The sequence below is a fragment of the Streptomyces sp. bgisy130 genome, assembly GCF_057708345.1.
This window is the reverse complement of sequence record NZ_JBYISA010000065.1, coordinates 1-17990: the sequence shown is the minus strand read 5'-3', so window position 1 is coordinate 17990 and position 17990 is coordinate 1. Positions and strand designations below refer to the sequence as shown.

Here is a 17990-nt window from a genome sequence, read left to right as displayed (position 1 = left end):
GGTTCGGGGGTGGGGGGGGGGAGCCGCGGCCGAGCGGAAGCGACACGGAAAAAGGCGGCGGCCCGGAGAGGAATTCTCCGGGCCGCCGCCTTTGTCACCTTGTGGGCGCCGCGGCCGGCGCCCCGTGCTCAGAGCGCGCCGAAACCGACCTTGCGGGCGGTCGGCTCGCCGATCTCCACGTAGGCCAGCCGGTCCGCCGGGACCAGGACCTTGCGACCGTGGTCGTCCACCAGGCTCAGCAGCTGTGACTTGCCGCCCAGCGCGTCGGACACGGCGCTCTCGACCTCTTCGGCAGACTGCCCGCTCTCCAGAATGATCTCGCGGGGCGCGTGCTGCACGCCGATCTTGACCTCCACGGCTTTGTCCCTCCGACGGTCTGGGGGTCCCCAGCGTCAGCTGGGGGAGGATGCGCGATGATCCGCGCCGTACGCAGCACACATTAGCCCGGTACGGGGATGCACAGGACGCCATGGGCCACGCCCGCAGCGAACAGGGCCGGTGCGTGAACAGGGCCGGTGCGTGGCCGGGGCCGGTGCGGGAACCGGGTCAGTGCGGCTCGGTGCCCTGGAGCGGGAAGCCGGCGATGCCCTTCCAGGCGAGCGACGTCAGCAGCTGCACCGCGGTGTCCCTCGGCACCTTGCTCTCCGACGACAGCCAGTAGCGCGCCACCACCTGGGAAACCCCGCCCAGGCCCACGGCCAGCAGCATCGACTCGTCCTGCGAGAGTCCGGTGTCCTCGGCGATCACCGCGCTTATGGCCTCGGCGCACTCCAGCGACACCTTGTCCACCCGCTCGCGGACCGCCGGGTCGTTGGTGAGGTCCGACTCGAACACCAGCCGGAAGGCGCCGCCCGGGTCCTCCACGTACGCGAAGTAGGCGTCCATCGTCGCCGCGACCCGCTGCTTGTTGTCGGTCGTCGACGCCAGCGCCGCGCGGACCGACTGGAGCAGGGACTCGCAGTGCTGGTCGAGCAGGGCGAGGTAGAGCTCCAGCTTGCCCGGGAAGTGCTGGTAGAGCACCGGCTTGCTGACGCCTGCCCGCTCGGCGATGTCGTCCATCGCGGCCGCGTGGTAGCCCTGCGCGACAAAGACTTCCTGGGCGGCGCCCAGAAGCTGGTTGCGCCGGGCTCGACGTGGCAGGCGTGTGCCCCGCGGGCGCGTCGCCTCGGTCTGCTCGATGGCGCTCACGCTGCCTCCCAGAAATCGTTCCGTATGCGGCCTGTACAAGATGGTGCACCGCGCCCGCCATCGTACTTTTGGGTAACCCGGCTGTGCGCGGTCCGGGCCCAGAATTTATGCCCGGCCCCGGCTTCGGAAGCCGACATAACGCCCCAGGTCATCGGTATTCGTCTTCGTTGAGCTCCACGACGCGGGCCTGTTCGGCGCGATCCGCCTCGTTCGCGGAGTCCGGGTCGACGGTGACCGGCGGCTCGTCGTGGTGCGGAGTGACGTCGGCGTACTGCTCCGCCGTGTCCGCTTCCGGTGCCTCGACATCGAACTCGGTGGCGTCGCTCTCGTCCTCGAAGGTATCCGGGTCTGTCGGGTCGACGCGCATGGTGGCTCCCTTTCTCGCGTGCTTGCTTCGACGGCTGGTGCCTGGCATGACAGCAGGGGCCGGGGCGGCTGCCCTCGACTACGAGCGTAGGAGAGCGGCCGCGGCAGCGCGATGCGGTGTGTGACCGCGGACACACGATCGGGGGTGTGATCGTCTCGTAACATCGACCCATGTCTTCGACCGAGTCGCCGGACACCGCGACCGCCGCTCTCCCGGTGCCCCCGGCCGGCCCCGGCCGGCACGGCGCGGCGGAGACGGTGCACACCGTGACCCTGCCGGGCCTGACGCTGACCGTACGGGCACCCGCCGGATCGCCCGCGCTCCAGGACGGCGGCGCGGAGACCGGCACCGGACGGGACCGCGAGCCCGCGCTCTACGTCCACGGCCTCGGCGGCTCCTCACAGAACTGGTCGGACCTGATGCCGCTGCTCGCCGACCGGGTGGACGGCGAGGCGATCGACCTGCCCGGCTTCGGCCACTCCCCGCCGCCGGACGACGGCAACTACTCCGTCTCCGCGCAGGCCCGCGCCGTCATCCGCTACCTCGACGCGGCCGGGCGCGGCCCCGTGCACCTCATCGGCAACTCCATGGGCGGTGCCGCCGCCACCCGGGTCGCGGCCGTGCGCCCCGACCTCGTCCGCACCCTGACGCTGATCTCCCCGGCGCTGCCCGAGCTGCGCCCGCAGCTGACGGCGGTGCCCACGGCGCTGCTCGCGGTGCCCGGCATCACCGGGCTCTTCGGCCGGCTCACCCATGACTGGACGCCCGAGCGCCGCACCCGCGAGGTGCTGGCGCTCTGCTACGGCGACCCCGGCCGGGTCACCCCGGAAGGGTTCAACGCCGCGGTCGACGAATACGCGCGACGGCTGGAACTTCCCTACTTCTGGGAGGTCATGGAACGTTCGGCACGCGGTTTGGTGAACGCCTACACACTGGGCGGCCAACATAATTTGTGGCGTCAGGCAGAGAGAGTGCTCGCCCCCACCCTTCTCGTCTACGGTGGGCGCGACCGCCTGGTCTCCTTCCGGATGGCGCGGCGGGCGGCCGCGGCGTTCCGCGGTTCGCGACTGCTGACGCTGCCGGAGGCGGGGCATGTGGCGATGATGGAGTACCCGGAGACAGTGGCGCGGGCCGTCCGCGAACTGCTCGACAGTGACATGACCGATGTGACCGCCGATGCGGGCAGGAGCTGACGCACCCCGTGGGACGCCATAGCCGCAGAGGCCGGCCCGAAACCGCAACGGACACCCCGGAGACGGCCGGTCCGCCCGGTAACGGCCCCTCGGGGGGCACCTCGTCCGGACCGGGCCCGGGACGCCGCCGACGCGAGCCGTTCGAGGGCGATGTGGTGCGCGGCGGGCATCCCGAACAGCGCGAACCGGGCGGCGGCTGGGGCGAGTTCCCCGGCGCGCCGGCCTCCCCGGCCGGGCCCGGCCGGGGCGCGCAGCGGATTCCCCGGCCCCGTGCGGAGGTGTCCGGCGCAGCGGCGGTCGCCGCACCGGGCAGTGGGCCCGGACCGAAGCGCGAGTATGTGGACGCCTTCGACGCCCGGACGTTCCCGGGCGGGCCGGGAGCCGCGAGCGACCCGGACGACGATGTGTTCCGGGCCGGCGCGCCCCGGAAGGCGGCCCGGCCGACTGGGCCGTACGGGCCCGGCGCGGACGGGACGGCCCCCGGCGGGCGGTACACCGGCCGCTCGGTCGTCTTCGACCGGGACGGGAGCGACGAGCCGGACCGGCAGGCGGACTTCGGCGCGGACGGCGCGGCCGGGGACGGCCCCGGGGACCAGGACCCGGACGGGGAATCCGACGCGGCGGAGTCGCGGCACGGCGCCGTCAAGGGCAGCAAGGGCCGGACGTTCACCGGCGCGGCGGCCGCGGCGGTGACCACCGTGCTCGCCGTGGTCATCGCGGGCCAGGTCGCCGCGCAGAACAAGGAGGGCGCCGACCCGCAGCCGCGCAGCGGGGAGGACCGTACCGACGGGGTCGGCGACGAGGCATCCCGGTCGCACGCCAGGCCCACCCAGGACGCCAAGCCCGCCAGTTACGACGAGAAGATGAACCAGGTCTTCCCGCTGGACAAGATGCTGACGGCCACCGGCCGCTTCAAGCCGGTCGGCGGTGACGCCAGGGCGCCCGGCCAGGGCAAGGTGCTGCGCTATCGCGTCGACGTCGAGGAGGGTCTGCCGCTGGACGGCGAGCTGTTCGCCGAGGCGGTGCACAAGACCCTCAACGACAGCCGTAGTTGGGCCCACGGCGGGAAGATGGCCTTCCAGCGGGTGGGGTCCGGCGACGCCGATTTCGTGATCACGCTGGCGAGTCCGGGGACCACCGCGAAGTGGTGCGACAAGTCCGACCTCGACATCCGGGAGGACAATGTCTCCTGTGACTCCGCGGCGACCGAGCGGGTCATGATCAACGCCTTCCGATGGGCCCAGGGCGCCTGGACCTACGGCGAGGGCAAGATGCACGCCTACCGGCAGATGCTGATCAATCACGAGGTCGGCCACCGGCTCGGGCACAACCACGAGTTCTGCTCCAAGACGGGCGCCCTGGCCCCGGTGATGATGCAGCAGACCAAGTTCCTGACGACGGACGGGGCGACCTGCCGGCCCAACTCCTGGCCGTTCCCCACCCAGCGGTGAGCGGACCCCGGTGCCCGGCGCGCCGGGGAGGGTTCCCGCACTCACATAGCGCGAAGAAACGCCCTTAGGGGCGGAAAGTTACGTGCTTTCACCCCTTCCGGTGGTGTGATGGACAACCGTCCATCGCACCGCCTGCCCCTTTGCATAGCTTCTTCCTGCCGGTGGCGGCCGTGTCGCCCGGCACACCAGGACGCCGACAGGGAGGGACGGGGGTGCACTCATGCGTATTGGACTGCTCACCGAGGGTGGCTATCCGGATGCGACCGGTGAGTCGCACGCGTGGTGCGACCGGCTCGTGCGTGGGCTCACCGGCCATGACTTCGAGGTCTACGCCCTGAGCGCCGACGCCCGCCAGGAGGCGCGGCCCCGGACCGCACTGCCGGAACACGTACGCCTGGTACGCCGCGCCCCCCTGTGGGGCGACTTTCCCGCCGGGCACCGCCGGGCGTCCGAGGAGCGCAAGGGCCGCAGCCCCGGCCGCCGCGAACGGCGCCGCTTCGCCGAGAGGTTCGGCGATCTGGTGACGGCCTTCGCCACGGTGCCCGACGGGCCGGCCCGCGGCGCACCACCCGGAGGCCCGCCGGCCGGCGATCCGCCGAGTGCCCCCGATACGTCCGTGACCTGGAAGGCGGACCGTTTCGCCAGCGGTCTCTACGGACTCGCCGAACTCGCCCGGGAACAGGGCGGACTGCCCGCGCTGCTGCACTCCGAGGGCGCCGTACGCATCCTGGAAGCCGTCTGCCACGGCCCCCGCGCGCTGCCCGCCGCCCAGGGCGCGCAGGTCAACGATCTGCTGGCGGTCACCGCGCAGCTCGAACTCGCGCTCCGGCCGCTGTCCCTGGACTGGTACGGCGACCGGCACACCCCCGGCCTCGGCGGAGTGGACCTCTGCCATGCCACCTCCGGGGGCGCGGCCGCCCTCCCCGGACTGCTGGCCAAGCGCTTCTTCGGCACCCCGCTCCTGGTCACCGAGTACGGCGTCCGGCTGCGCGAGCACTACCTGGCCCGCGCCGCCGCGCCGTTGAGCATCCCGGTGCGCGCGCTGCTCGCCGCCTTCCAGGGCGCGCTGGCCGCCGAGACCTACGCCCAGGCCGCACTGCTCACCCCCGGCAACACCCATGCCCGGCGCTGGCAGGAGCGCTGCGGCGCCGACCGCGCCCGGCTGCGCACGGTCTACCCGGGCATGGACGCCGCCCCGTTCGCCGCGGTCGCGGACGCCGCCCCGGACGACTCCAAGACGCTGGTGTGGGTCGGCACGGTGGAGCCCGCCAAGGACCTCATCGCGCTGCTGCATGCCTTCGCCGGGATCCGCCGGGCCGAGCCGGCGGCCACCCTGCGGATCATCGGCGGGACCGGCCGCGATCCGCGGGCGCCCGGGTATCTCGCGCACTGCCGGGCGCTGGCCGCCCAGCTCTTCCCCGACGAGGCGGCCGACGCCCGCACCGTCGGCGAGAGCCCGGTCAGCTTCGAGGAGATCGGCAGCCCCGAGGTACCGGCCCTGACGGACGCTTATGCCGCCGGTGCGGTAGTGGTGCTCTCCAGCGTCATCGAGGGCTTTCCGCGCTCCCTGGTGGAGGCGATGTTCTGCGGCCGCGCCACGGTGTCGACCGACGCCGGCGCGGTCTGCGAAGTCATCGGCGGCACCGGACTGGTCGTCCCGCCGCGCAACCCCCGCGCGCTGGCCGAGGCCTGCACGGCGCTGCTCGCCGACCCCGACCGCCGGGCCCGGCTGGGCGCGGCGGCCCGCGCGCGGGCGCTGGAGCTGTTCACCGTCGAGCAGAACATCGCGGCATTTCGTGGCATCTACCTGGAGCTGATCTCGCACGCCCCGGCCCGCCCGGCCGCCTCCCGCACCCGGGACGCGCACGGGGTCCCGCGCCCGTTCGCCCGCCCCGCGGAGTCCCATGTCCCCGGCCGCTGGGCCGCGACCGGCACCGCCACCAGGGCGGTCAACGCGCCGGCCGGCCGGACGCCGAGCTGGGCGGCGTCCGGGGCCGGGCAGCCCGCCGCGGTACCGGGTGAGGCCGGGGGAGGGGCCGCCGTCCGGGACGTGGGACAGGCCGTGGGACGGGACGACCCGGCGAGCCATCGGGCGTGGCCGGTGCGAGGGAGAGAGCAATGGTGACCGGTGTGCTGGACGTGATGTGTGCGATGGGTGTCGTGGGTGTGGCACTGGTGACGGGCATGGCGGATGTGGCACACGGCGGCCGCCCCGCCGTCCCCCTCCGCGTCCGCCGGCGCACCCCGGGCCACCCCGGCCGCCCGCCCCGGCGCCGTAGCGCGCGCCTCCGCCCCGGCCAGAACGGCTGCGCGCGGACGGGAGAGCGGGGGAACGGGTCATGACCACACCCGAAGGCGGCGCCACCGGTGCCGTGGAGACCCCGGGGGAGGCCCGCGCCGACCGCGCCGCGCCCCCGCGCAAGGACGCCGCCGTCCGCCCTCCGCGCCGCGGCCCCGCGGACCCCGTACGGATGCTGATGCACCGGCACCAGGAGCTGTGCGCGCACGCCGTCGACGCGCTGGAGATCGCCGCCGGCCTGGAGGCGCACGGCGTCACCGACCGCACGGCCGCACGCTTCCGGCACCGCGACGTCTTCTCGCTGGCCGAGGAGCTCTACGCCCGGGTGCCGCGCGCCGACCCGGCCGCCGCCCCCGGGGCCGGGCCCCCGTACGCGACCGCCCCCGCCCGGCGCTCCCGCACCGTGTGCGGCGCCCTGCACCTGCTCCCCGGCGCCGTCTGTGTCGCGGCCGCCGCCGCCCTCGCCTCGGTGACCACGGCAACTCCCGCCGTACGCACCGCCGTCGGCGCCTCCGGCCTCGTCCTGCTCGCCCTCGCCGTCCGGCTGGGCGTACGGTCCGGGCCGCTGAGGCTGCGGCACGGCACCGGGCCGCGCACCGCCGGTCTGTGGGCCGGCTGGACGGCCGGGTACGCGGTGTACGGCGACTGGCTGCTCGGGCAGCTGCTGGCCGGCGGCCCCGATCTGCCGCCCGCCGCGCCCCGGGCCGCCGTCGCCCCCGCCGTGGCACTCGCCTTCGCCCTCGCCCCCGCGGCCGGCTGCGCCCACTGGTTCACCGTGCGCGGACGCCGTGTCCTGGCCGCCAGCCGCGGACTCGGAGAACTCGCCGCCCGCGTACGGCCGTTGCTGCTCGCCGTCACCCTGCTCTTCCTGGGCGCGCTGGTGGCGCTGCTCCTCGGCGCGCAGGCGGTCCTCGGCGGTGGCGACCCGCTGGCCCTGGGGGCGGCGGCCGCGCTGGGGGTGCTGCTCTTCCTCGCCCGGCTGCTCGCCGTCCACGGCTTCCCCGAAGCGGCCGCGGCCGGGCTGGCCTCGGCCGCCGCCCTGGAAGCCCTCGCCCCGGCCCTGGTGCTGATCGCCCGGCTCCCCGGCGTGCCCCCGGTCGACGCCCCGGTCGCGGCGCTGGCCACCACGGTCGGACCGGCCGTGGTACCCGCCGTGGCCTGCACCGCCGCCGCCCTCGGCCTCCTCGTCCACGGCCTGAAGGCGCTCACCGGCGCCTGCGCCCACTGGCCCGCGCCCTCCGGACCGGCGGAGGCGCACCGGCCGTGACCCTCCGGACGACCACCGGCCCCCGAGACCCCGCACCCCCACACGGGCAGCCCCACCCCGCACCACCCCCGGAGCGGCACCCCGAAACGGCCGCTCCGGCCGCTGCACCGCGGACCGCGCCCCCCACGTGGCCCCCGCCCCCAGGGCGGACGCCGACCCCGCGGCCGAAGCCGACCTGCTTCCCTCGATCCGCCTTAGGAGCACGACATATGAACGTCCAGCCCACCACACGCCACGCGGACCGGGGGGTCGCACGATGAGGGTGCTGCTCATCGGCGCCAACGGCTACCTGGGCCGCTATGTCGCCGACCGCCTGCTCGCCGACCCCGCCGTCCAGCTCACCGCCCTCGGGCGGGGCGACGACGCCGACGTCCGCTTCGACCTGGCCACCGGCAGCCCCGGGGCGCTCACCCGCTTCCTCGACGCGGTCCACCCCGGTGTCGTCGTCAACTGTGCCGGTGCCACCCGGGGCGGCGCCCGCGAGCTGACCCGGCACAACACCGTCGCGGTCGCCACCATCTGCGAATCGCTGCGCCGCAGCAGCTGCGGCGCCCGGCTCGTCCACCTGGGCTGCGCCTCCGAGTACGGGCCCTCCCAGCCCGGCTCCTCCACGGCCGAGGACGCCGTCCCGCGCCCCGGCGGCCCGTACGGCGTCAGCAAACTCGCCGCCACCGAACTGGTCCTGGGCTCCGGGCTCGACGCCGTGGTGCTGCGGATCTTTTCGCCGGTCGGCCCCGGCACCCCCGCGGGCTCGCCGCTCGGCCGGCTCGCCGAGGCGATGCGCCGCGCCATGCAGTCCGGCGACAGCGAGCTCAAGCTCGGCGGGCTCGGGGTGCAGCGGGACTTCGTCGATGTGCGCGATGTGGCGCGGGCGGTGCACGCCGCCTCGCTGTCGGCCGCGCAGGGCGTCGTCAACATCGGGACCGGCCGGGCCGTCCGGCTGCGGGAGGCCGCGTCGGTGCTCGCCCGGGTCGCCGGCTTCGGGGGCGCCCTGCACGAACTCGACTCCCCGCCCGCCCGGCTGGTCATCCCCGGCCCGTCCCCGGAGCACCCGGGCGCCGGCTCGCCGCCCGCCACCTACCCGTACCCGGACGGCTGTGGCACCTGGCAGCAGGCGGATGTGCGCACCGCCCGCGACCGGCTCGGCTGGCGCCCCCGGATCCAGCTGGAGGAGTCCCTCGCCGACATCTGGATGGAGGCCGCGTGCCGTATCTGACCACCCCGGCCGGGGCCACCCGCGCCCCGGCTGCGTGAGACCGGTGTCTGCCTGCTGGGACACCTGGACCGCCGACTGCCCTCTGGAGCGCGCGGGCGCCGTGTACGTCACCGGCCGCCGGGCCGCGGGGACGGCGGACACCGCCGGAGCGGCCGGGGCGTCACTGCCCGGCTACTGGGACGAATTCGTCTCGCGCATCGGAACAGGTGTCTCGGAATGAAGAAGGGCGTGGCAGTGTTACGGAAGTGCAAGCTCCCCCACTCCCGGCCCGGCCCGGGCGGGGGGAACCCCGTCAAGACCGACCAACGGAGTCCCCGTGTCGCTGCCACCCCTGGTCGAGCCCGCTTCCGAGCTCACCGTCGATGAGGTCCGCAGGTACTCCCGCCACCTGATCATCCCCGATGTCGGGATGGACGGGCAGAAGCGGCTGAAGAACGCCAAGGTGCTCTGTGTGGGCGCCGGTGGCCTGGGCTCGCCCGCGCTGATGTACCTGGCCGCCGCCGGTGTCGGCACCCTCGGCATCGTGGAGTTCGACGAGGTCGACGAGTCGAACCTCCAGCGCCAGATCATCCACAGCCAGGCGGACATCGGCCGCTCCAAGGCCGCGTCCGCCAAGGACACGGTGCTGGGCATCAACCCGTACGTCACGGTGAACATGCACGAAGAGCGCCTGGACTCCACGAACGTCATGGAGCTCTTCGCGCAGTACGACCTGATCGTGGACGGCACCGACAACTTCGCCACCCGCTACCTGGTCAACGACGCCTGTGTGCTGCTGAACAAGCCGTACGTCTGGGGTTCGATCTACCGCTTCGACGGCCAGGCGTCGGTGTTCTGGAGCGAGCACGGCCCCTGCTACCGCTGCCTCTACCCGGAGCCCCCGCCGCCCGGCATGGTGCCGTCCTGCGCCGAGGGCGGTGTCCTGGGTGTGCTCTGCGCCTCCATCGGCTCCATCCAGGTCAACGAGGCCATCAAGCTGCTCGCCGGGATCGGTGACCCGCTCGTCGGCCGGCTGATGATCTACGACGCGCTGGAGATGACCTACCGTCAGGTCAAGGTCCGCAAGGACCCGGACTGCGCGGTCTGCGGCGAGAACCCGACCGTCACCGAGCTCATCGACTACGAGGCCTTCTGCGGCGTCGTGTCCGAGGAGGCCCAGGAGGCCGCGGCCGGCTCGACGATCACTCCGCGGCAGCTCAAGGAGTGGATCGACGGCGACGAGAAGATCGAGATCATCGATGTCCGGGAGCCGAACGAGTTCGAGATCGTCTCGATCCCCGGCGCCCGGCTGGTCCCGAAGAACGAGTTCCTGATGGGCACCGCCCTCCAGGACCTCCCCCAGGACAAGAAGATCGTCCTGCACTGCAAGACGGGCGTCCGCTCCGCGGAGGTGCTGGCCGTCCTGAAGTCCGCGGGCTTCGCCGACGCCGTGCACGTGGGCGGCGGCGTCATCGGCTGGGTCAACACCGTCGAGCCGGAGAAGCCGGTCTACTGAGCTTCCCGCACCAACCGAAAGGCGCCGGTCCGTGTTCTGCGGACCGGCGCCTTCGCGCTGCATACGGGACATAAGGCCGCCCGCCGGCCCGGCGCGCTCAGATCTCGCCCTTGCGCGTCAGATACGTCAGGGCCAGCCAGCCCGGCAGCACCGGCAGCCAGAAGACCATCAGCCGGAACAGCAGCACCGCCGGGAACGCCACATCACCGGCGAGCCCGGCGACGGTCAGCGCACCGAACAGCGCGCCCTCGACGGCACCCACACCGCCCGGCGTCGGCGCCGCCGACCCCAGCGCGTTACCGGCCAGGAAGGCGACCGCGATGCTCGCATAGCTGATCGTGTCGCCGCCGCCGAAGGCCCGGATCGAGGCGTCCAGACACATCACGTTCGCCGCCGTCAGCAGCAGCATCCCGCCGATGCCGGTGGCCAGTTTTCCGGGCCGCTGGAGAATGTCCAGCATCCGGGGGACCACCCCCGCGAACAGCGACCGCACCCGCGTCGAGACGAACTTCCGCAGCGCCGGCACCGCCGTGACGACCAGCACCAGCACCGCCACCGTCAGCAGCCCGGCGATGACCGTACGGGACGGGGAGATCGTCGGGGTCCGTTCGGTGCCCGTCAGATAGCCGAAGATCAGCAGCAGCAGGATGTGGCTGCCCAGCCCGAACAGCTGGGAGGCGCCGACGCTCGCCACCGCCAGGCCGGGACGGACCCCGGCGCGCTGAAGGAAGCGGGTGTTGAGCGCCACCCCGCCGATCGCCGCGGGCGCCACCAGCTTCACGAAGTTGCCCGCGATCTGCGCGATGACCGTCCTGACGAACGACACCTTCTCCGTGACGAACCCCAGCAGGCTCATCGCCGCCGCGATATACGTCAGCGCCGAGAAGCCCACCGCGACCAGCACCCACATCCACTGGGCCTTGCTGACGAGATCGCTGAAGTTGAAGTGGGTCAGCTGGGACAGCAGCAGATAGACCGCGAACGCGCCGGCGATCCAGCTGATCAGGATGCGCGGGCTGAGCCGCTCCAGCTTCGCCGGTTCGATCACCGCCGCCGGGCGGATCAGCAGCACCTGCCGGCGGATCTGCGCCAGCAGATCCTCCTCGCGGGCCTCCTCGGTCGCCTCGTCCAGGGCCCGCTTCTCGGCGTGCTTCTCCGCGTGCCGCTCGGCCCGGAGCGTCTTGCGGTCCTTCTCGCCCGCCGCGTCCCGGGCCTCCCGCGCCTCCTTGGCGGCCTGCGACGCCTCCAGCACCGCCTCCCGCTCCCGCTTGGCACGCTCCCGGGCCAGCTGGCGCAGCGTCGCGCGGGTGGTGCGGCTCAGCGCGATCGGCTGGAGCAGCGGCAGACTGTCGGCGACCGCGTCCGGGCCCAGCACTTCGACGGCCGCGGCCACCGCGCGCTCGGCGCCGACCCGCAGCCCGCAGGTGGCCAGCAGCTGGGCGATGTCCATCCGCAGCACCAGATCACCGGCCGCGATCTCCCCGCCGCGCAGCTCGGTCAGCACGATATCGCCGGCCCGGTCCACCAGCAGCGCGTCCCCGACCAGCCGCCGGTGCGCGATCCGCCGGGACTGGAGCGCCTCGACCTGCCGCCAGGCGCTGTGCATCAGCGCGTCGGTGATCTCCTCGTCGGCCAGCGAGTCGAAGCTGCGGCCGCCGATGTGCTCGTAGACCAGCATCACCGCGTCCGGGCCGAGCTCGGAGGTGGCGATCAGCTTGGGGGCGTGGGCGCCGGCCGCGATGGCCGCGTACGCCAGCAGCGCCTCCTGCTCCAGCGCCTGGCGCAGCGACTGGAGACTGCGGCGCTGATTGATGCCGCGCAGCGACAGCCGGCGCCACACGCGGTAGAAGAAGCCCTGCGCCTGCTGCTCGCGGTCGACGACGGTGACGTCGATCGGCGGGCCGTCCTCCAGGGTGACCAGGTAGCGGCGCCCGCGGTCGGCGTGCTCGGACTGCTCCACGCCGGCGGCGTCCTCCGCGCGCAGCGCGGAGACCGGGTGGAAGCCGACCCGGCGCAGCCCCGCGAGGAGGTTCTGGCCGGTGGGACGGACGTTGGGGGAGCCGACGGCGTAGAGGGTGCCGTAGGCGACGGTCCAGCCGATCAGCACGGTCGTGACGATCGCGAACGGGGTGGTGTACCGCCCCACCAGCACCGCGAACGAGTCCAGCAGCAGCACGCACCACATCGCGACCCGCCACCGGGGCCGCCGGGCCATGCCCACCGCCGTCATATAGGCGATCACGGGTGCCAGATAGCTGTGCACCGGAGCGGACAGCGCCCCGTTGTCCAGGGTCTGGGTCAGCGCGTCCCGGATGGAGGGCGGGGCGGCCTCGGCCACCCACAGGTCGGTGGCCAGCGACACCCCGTGGGCGAGGACGGCGGCGAGCACCCCGTCCGCGATCCGCAGCCCGTCCCGCTTGATCAGCCGCTCGACGGCGAACGCCACCGGCACGATCAGAACCGCGACACTGGACGTCAGCCCGGCGAGGTTGATCAGCAGCGGGGGCGCCGCCTTCGCGCCGCTGCCGATGTCGTTCTCCAGGCCCTGGGTGGTGCCGTGGGCGAACGTGGCGAGCCCGAGGACGAGCGCGATCCCGGCGATGCCGAGCAGCAGCCGCATCAGGTCGGAGGGCCGGTGCACCCGCGCGGGCAGCAGCGGCTCGTCGCCGGAGACCCGGTCGACATGGAACTCGCCGTGTTCGTCGGCGCTCAGATCGGCACGGTGCGAGCCCGTACGGGGCTTGCTCCGGGCCGCGCCGGACGGCTGCTCCTCGCCCTGGTCGTGCCGGACCTGCTCCTCCACGGGCTGTGTGCGCTCCGGCTCCTCCTCCTGCCCCTCGGTTGGCTCGGGCTCCCTGGACCCTTCCGGCCTCTGGGACGCCCCGGGTCGTTCGGCCTTCTCGATCGTGCTCGCCTTTTCGGTAGCGGAAGCCGTGGCCGGCTCCCGTTGGTGCTTCCCCTGTGGTGCCGCCTGCTGCCGCTCGGGCCGCTCGGTCACAGCGGCCGGTCCGGGCGCGGTGCGGGCGGCGTCGACGGCCAGCGCCTCAGGGGCGCCCGCCTCCCGTGGAGGCGCTGCACCCTGCTGCTCGGCCGTCTCTTCTTGATCTCGTATCACCAGTCACCGTCCGGAAGATGGTGGCACGACCGACCGGTGGAGGAGGGCATCAGGGTGCATTTCGGGGGTGCGGGAAGCGGAACATGCTCCCCCGCACCACGGCTGACGGCGCCTTCCCGCCGACCTCCGCGGGGTACCGGACCCTGTGTCCGCTCCCATTGTCGGTGTCGTGCGGCAGGATGGACCGAATGAGTGGGACCGGAGAGACAGGGGCGGGTGAGCTGCCGCCCTACGCGGAGCGGGTCCTCGCCGTCGCCGAGCTGATCCCGGCGGGCCGGGTGATGACGTACGGGGACGTCGTGGAGTGGCTCCGGGACGAGGAACCACCCGCCGGACTCCCTGAGACGGGCGCCGGCGGGCCCCGCCAAGTGGGGCGGGTGATGGCGCTCTACGGGGGCGCGGTGCCCTGGTGGCGGGTGGTGCGCGCGGACGGCCGGCTGCTGCCCGGCAGCGAACTGCGCGCACTGGCCCACTACCGGGAGGAAGGCACCCCCCTGCGCACCGCCGCGCAGGCGGCCGACGACCACATACCGCGGCTCGACATGCGGCGGGCCCGCTGGGACGGGCAACGGAGCTAGCGCCGGGGGCGGAGCGCGACGGCCCGTGGGACGCGCTGCGGCCCGGGTGCCGACTGGCGTAGCGTCGGGCACTGCCGTCACGACGACGGCCCCGCCGCGCACCAGGCCGCCGGACCGTCCCCCGGGCCGGCGGCCCGCCGTGCGGCGCTCCTCCGGAGTCCGTCCGGGGGCCCCTCGCACCACCCACGCACCACGACGAGCACCTCCTCAGGACCGGCGATCCACGTGAGTTCCTCCTTCTCGGCCGCCCCGCCGACGCAGCCCCACCGGGCGGCGCGGCGGGCTGCCACCGGCGCGTACCGGCTGGTGCGCACCCCGCCGGAGCGGGTGGCTCCTCCTGTTCTGGACGCGGCCCAGCGCGCCGTGGTTGACCACCGGCACGGGCCGCTGCTGGTACTGGCCGGTCCGGGCACCGGCAAGACCACCACCCTGGTGGAGTCGGTGGCCCGCCGGGTACGGGCCGGCGCCGACCCCGAACGGATCCTCGTCCTCACCTTCAGCCGCAAGGCCGCCGTCGAACTCCGCGACCGGCTCGCGGCCCGACTGGCCGTTCTGGAGGGGCAGCCCGACGGGTCTCCCACTACGGCCGGCGGTGCCCGGCGGGCGGGCATTCCGCAGGCGACGACCTTCCACTCCTTCTGCTACGCCCTGGTCCGCGCCCACCAGGACGCCGACCTGTTCGCCGACCCCGTGCGGCTGCTGTCCGGACCCGAGCAGGACCTCGTCGTCCGGGAGCTCCTCGAAGGGCAGGCGGAGCTGGCCGGCGCCGGCCGCGCCCAGGTGAGCTGGCCGGACGAACTGCGGGCCTGCCTGACCACCCGCGGCTTCGCCGACGAGGTCCGCGCGGTGCTCGCCCGCAGCCGCGAACTGGGCCTGGGCCCCGAGGCCCTCGGCGCCTTCGCCCGGCGCACCGGCCGCCCCGACTGGAGCGCCGCGGCCGCCTTCCTCGCCGAATACCTCGACGTCCTGGACGGCCAGGGCGTCCTGGACTACGCCGAGCTGGTGCACCGCGCCGTGCTGCTCGCCGAACACCCCGATGTCGCGGCGCGGCTGGCCGGCGCCTATGACGCGGTCTACGTCGACGAGTACCAGGACACCGACGTCGCCCAGGTACGGTTGCTGCGCGCGCTCGCCGGCAACCACGGAGCCACCGGCACCCCGGGCTCCCCGGGCCGCACCCTCGTCGCCTTCGGCGACCCCGACCAGTCGATCTACGCCTTCCGGGGCGCCGACGTCAACGGCATCCTCGACTTCCCCGAGACCTTCCGGCGCGGCGACGGCACCCCCGCCCCGGTGGCCGTCCTCCGCACCTCCCGGCGCTCCGGCGCCGCCCTGCTCGCGGCCACCCGGCTGATCACCCGCCGGATGCCGCTCACCCGCCTGCCCGCCCAGAAGGTCCGCGCCCACCGCGAGCCCGCGCCCGTACGGGACGGCGGCCGCGCCGAGGTGTACACGTACCCGACACCCGGCGCCGAACTCGACAACATCGCCGACATCCTGCGGCGCGCCCACCTGGAGGACGGGGTGCCCTGGCGGGAGATGGCCGTCCTGGTCCGCGCCGGTGGGCGCTCGCTCCCCGCCGTGCGCCGTGCGCTCACCTCCGCCGGGGTACCGCTCGACATCGACGGCGACGATCTGCCGCTGCGCCACGAACCCGCGGTCGCCCCGCTGCTGACGGCCCTCCGGGCGGCGGCCCGGGCGGCGCTCCGCCAGGAGCCGGCCGACGGCGGTGAGCCCGGCGGGGCCGTGTCCCCTGAGGGCACTCCTGAAGAGGACGGGCCGAGCCCGGAGGAGCCCGCCGCGGACGCCACCACCGGCGCCGCCCCGGCCCCCGGCGCCCCCCGCCGGCTCGACGCCGAAACCGCGCTCGACCTGCTGGCCTCCCCCCTGGGCGGGATGGACTCCGCCGACCTGCGCCGCCTGGGCCGTGCCCTGCGGGAGGAGGAACGGGCCGCCGGACAACCACTGCCGCGGCCCTCCGACGAACTGATCGCCCGGGCGCTCGCCGAACCCCAGCGCCTGGTGGCCCACGACCCCGCCTACGCCCGCGGCGCCCAGCGGCTCGGCCTGCTGCTGCGCAAGGCCCGCGAACTGCTCGCCGGCGGCGGCACCGCCGAGCAGGCGCTGTGGGAGCTGTGGGACGGCACCCCCTGGCCGCAGCGCCTGGAGCGGGCCGCCCACCGCGGCGGCGCGGCCGGCCGCAACGCCGACCGGGACCTGGACGCCGTCGTCGCCCTGTTCGAGACCGCGGCCCGCGCCGAGGAACGCACCGGCGGCCGCGGCGCCCTCAACTTCCTGGAGGAACTCGACGCCCAGGACATCGCCGCCGACACCCTCACCCGCCGCGCCGTCCGCCCCGACGCCGTACGCCTGATGACCGTCCACCGGGCCAAGGGCCTGGAATGGCGGCTCGTCGTCGTCGCCGGCGTCCAGGAAGGGCTCTGGCCCGACCTGCGCCGCCGCGGCTCGCTCCTGGAAGCCGACCGGATCGGCCGCGACGGCCTGGCCGAACCGCTCACCCCGGGCGCCCTGCTCGCCGAGGAACGCCGGCTGTTCTACGTGGCCACCACCCGCGCCCGGGACCGCCTGGTCGTCACCGCCGTGAAGGCCGCGGCCGACGACGGCGACCAGCCGTCCCGTTTCCTGACCGAACTGGGCGTCACCCCCCAGGACATCACCGGCCGCCCCCGCCGCCCCCTCGCGGTGGCCGCGTTGGTCGCCGAACTGCGCGCCACCACCGTCGACCCCGCCGCCACCCCCGCCCTGCGGGAAGCCGCCGCCCAGCGGCTCGCCAAACTGGCGGCGCTGCACGACGACGACCACTACCCCCTGGTACCGGCCGCCCACCCCGACAACTGGTGGGGCCTGCACGAGCCCACCCACAGCAGCGTCCCGCTGCGCGACCGCGACCGCCCCGTGGTCCTCTCCGGCAGCGCCCTCGACCAACTCGCCAACACCTGCTCCCTCCAGTGGTTCCTGGGCCGCGAGGTCAAGGCGGACACCCCCGCCACCGCCGCCCAGGGCTTCGGCAACGTCGTCCATGTGCTCGCCGACGAGGTCGCCTCCGGCCGTACCCCCGCCGATCTGACCGTCCTCATGGAACGCCTGGACTCCGTATGGGACGCCCTCGCCTTCGACGCCCCCTGGAAGTCACGCCAGGAGAAGGACCAGGCGCGCGCCGCCCTGGAACGCTTCCTGCGCTGGCACGTCATGGAGCGCGAGACCCGCGGCCGGGACACCATCGCCACCGAGCACGGCTTCGACCTCACCCTCCGGGCCGGCGCCCACGAGGTCCGTATCCGCGGCAGCATGGACCACGTCTCCCAGGACGCGCAGGGCCGCGCCTATGTCGTCGACTTCAAGACCGGCAAACAGAAACCGACCGGCCCCGAGGTCGCCCGCCACCCCCAGCTCGCCGTCTACCAGCTCGCGGTCCGCGAAGGCGCCGTCGACGCTGCCTTCGACGGCCGCACCCCCGAACCGGGCGGCGCCGAACTCGTCCATCTGCGGCTGGGCGCACCCCAGAAGGAAGGCGGCGACACCCTGCCCGCCGTCCAGGCGCAGCCGCCACCGGACGGCGAGTGGATCGGGGAGCTCCTGGCCACCGCCGCGGGCCGGGTGCTGGAGGAACGCTTCACGCCCACCACCGGCACCCACTGCACCCACTGCACCTTCCGTGCCTCGTGCAGCGCCCAGCCGGAGGGGCGGCACGTCGTGGAGTGACCTTCCGCTGCGCCTGGGCGGCCCTCCCGCGTTTTCGGCTTTCCCGCCGTGGTGGTTTCTCGCCGTTGCGCCTGCGGCGGGCGGGGTTGTTGGTGGGT

The 17990-nt window shown here is 74.3% G+C and carries 13 protein-coding genes; 9 read left to right on the top strand and 4 right to left on the bottom strand.

What is annotated here, in order from left to right:
- Window positions 1–128 precede the first annotated feature (128 nt).
- From AC3EUV_RS36835 to AC3EUV_RS36825, 3 genes are all read right to left on the bottom strand, one after another.
- Window positions 129–356, bottom strand: a complete 228-nt coding sequence (locus AC3EUV_RS36835) for a DUF3107 domain-containing protein (RefSeq protein WP_018089430.1) — start codon at window positions 354–356, stop codon at window positions 129–131.
- A 190-nt stretch (window positions 357–546) separates the two neighbouring features.
- Window positions 547–1188 carry a TetR/AcrR family transcriptional regulator gene (locus tag AC3EUV_RS36830; RefSeq protein ID WP_085925102.1) on the bottom strand — a complete coding sequence of 214 codons (642 nt, stop codon included), beginning with the start codon at window positions 1186–1188 and terminating at the stop codon, window positions 547–549.
- A gap of 148 nt (window positions 1189–1336) precedes the next feature.
- The gene (locus AC3EUV_RS36825; protein ID WP_432146991.1) at window positions 1337–1555 is read right to left on the bottom strand and encodes a hypothetical protein; all 219 of its coding nucleotides are present in this window, start codon (window positions 1553–1555) and stop codon (window positions 1337–1339) included.
- 170 nt (window positions 1556–1725) lie between these two features.
- On the opposite strand from AC3EUV_RS36825, the gene AC3EUV_RS36820 reads away from it, so the two are divergent.
- From AC3EUV_RS36820 to moeZ, 7 genes are all read left to right on the top strand, one after another.
- Window positions 1726–2748 (top strand): alpha/beta fold hydrolase, encoded by a 1023-nt coding sequence (locus AC3EUV_RS36820; RefSeq protein WP_432146992.1) that lies wholly within the window; start codon window positions 1726–1728, stop codon window positions 2746–2748.
- A 152-nt stretch (window positions 2749–2900) separates the two neighbouring features.
- Window positions 2901–4199 carry a DUF3152 domain-containing protein gene (locus AC3EUV_RS36815; RefSeq protein WP_435604799.1) on the top strand — a complete coding sequence of 433 codons (1299 nt, stop codon included), beginning with the start codon at window positions 2901–2903 and terminating at the stop codon, window positions 4197–4199.
- 220 nt (window positions 4200–4419) lie between these two features.
- Complete coding sequence (locus tag AC3EUV_RS36810; RefSeq protein ID WP_435604798.1) at window positions 4420–6324, top strand: DUF3492 domain-containing protein; 1905 nt, start codon at window positions 4420–4422, stop codon at window positions 6322–6324.
- A gap of 214 nt (window positions 6325–6538) precedes the next feature.
- On the top strand, window positions 6539–7765 hold the full coding sequence (locus tag AC3EUV_RS36805; protein ID WP_435604797.1) for a hypothetical protein: 1227 nt from the start codon (window positions 6539–6541) through the stop codon (window positions 7763–7765).
- Between the two features lie 256 nt (window positions 7766–8021).
- Entirely contained in the window at window positions 8022–8981 is a 960-nt protein-coding gene (locus AC3EUV_RS36800; RefSeq protein WP_042148342.1) for an NAD-dependent epimerase/dehydratase family protein, read from the top strand.
- Window positions 8982–9024: 43 nt separating this feature from the next.
- On the top strand, window positions 9025–9201 hold the full coding sequence (locus AC3EUV_RS36795; protein WP_435604796.1) for a hypothetical protein: 177 nt from the start codon (window positions 9025–9027) through the stop codon (window positions 9199–9201).
- A 96-nt stretch (window positions 9202–9297) separates the two neighbouring features.
- Window positions 9298–10476 carry an adenylyltransferase/sulfurtransferase MoeZ gene (gene moeZ, locus AC3EUV_RS36790; protein ID WP_435604795.1) on the top strand — a complete coding sequence of 393 codons (1179 nt, stop codon included), beginning with the start codon at window positions 9298–9300 and terminating at the stop codon, window positions 10474–10476.
- Window positions 10477–10573: 97 nt separating this feature from the next.
- Here the strand turns inward: moeZ and AC3EUV_RS36785 are convergent, their stop codons facing one another.
- Entirely contained in the window at window positions 10574–13591 is a 3018-nt protein-coding gene (locus AC3EUV_RS36785) for a lysylphosphatidylglycerol synthase transmembrane domain-containing protein (protein WP_432146997.1), read from the bottom strand.
- A 188-nt stretch (window positions 13592–13779) separates the two neighbouring features.
- Here AC3EUV_RS36785 and AC3EUV_RS36780 point away from each other — a divergent pair, with 188 nt between their 5' ends.
- On the top strand, window positions 13780–14169 hold the full coding sequence (locus AC3EUV_RS36780) for an MGMT family protein (RefSeq protein ID WP_432146998.1): 390 nt from the start codon (window positions 13780–13782) through the stop codon (window positions 14167–14169).
- A 225-nt stretch (window positions 14170–14394) separates the two neighbouring features.
- Window positions 14395–17892, top strand: a complete 3498-nt coding sequence (locus AC3EUV_RS36775; protein ID WP_432146999.1) for an ATP-dependent helicase — start codon at window positions 14395–14397, stop codon at window positions 17890–17892.
- Window positions 17893–17990 lie beyond the last annotated feature (98 nt).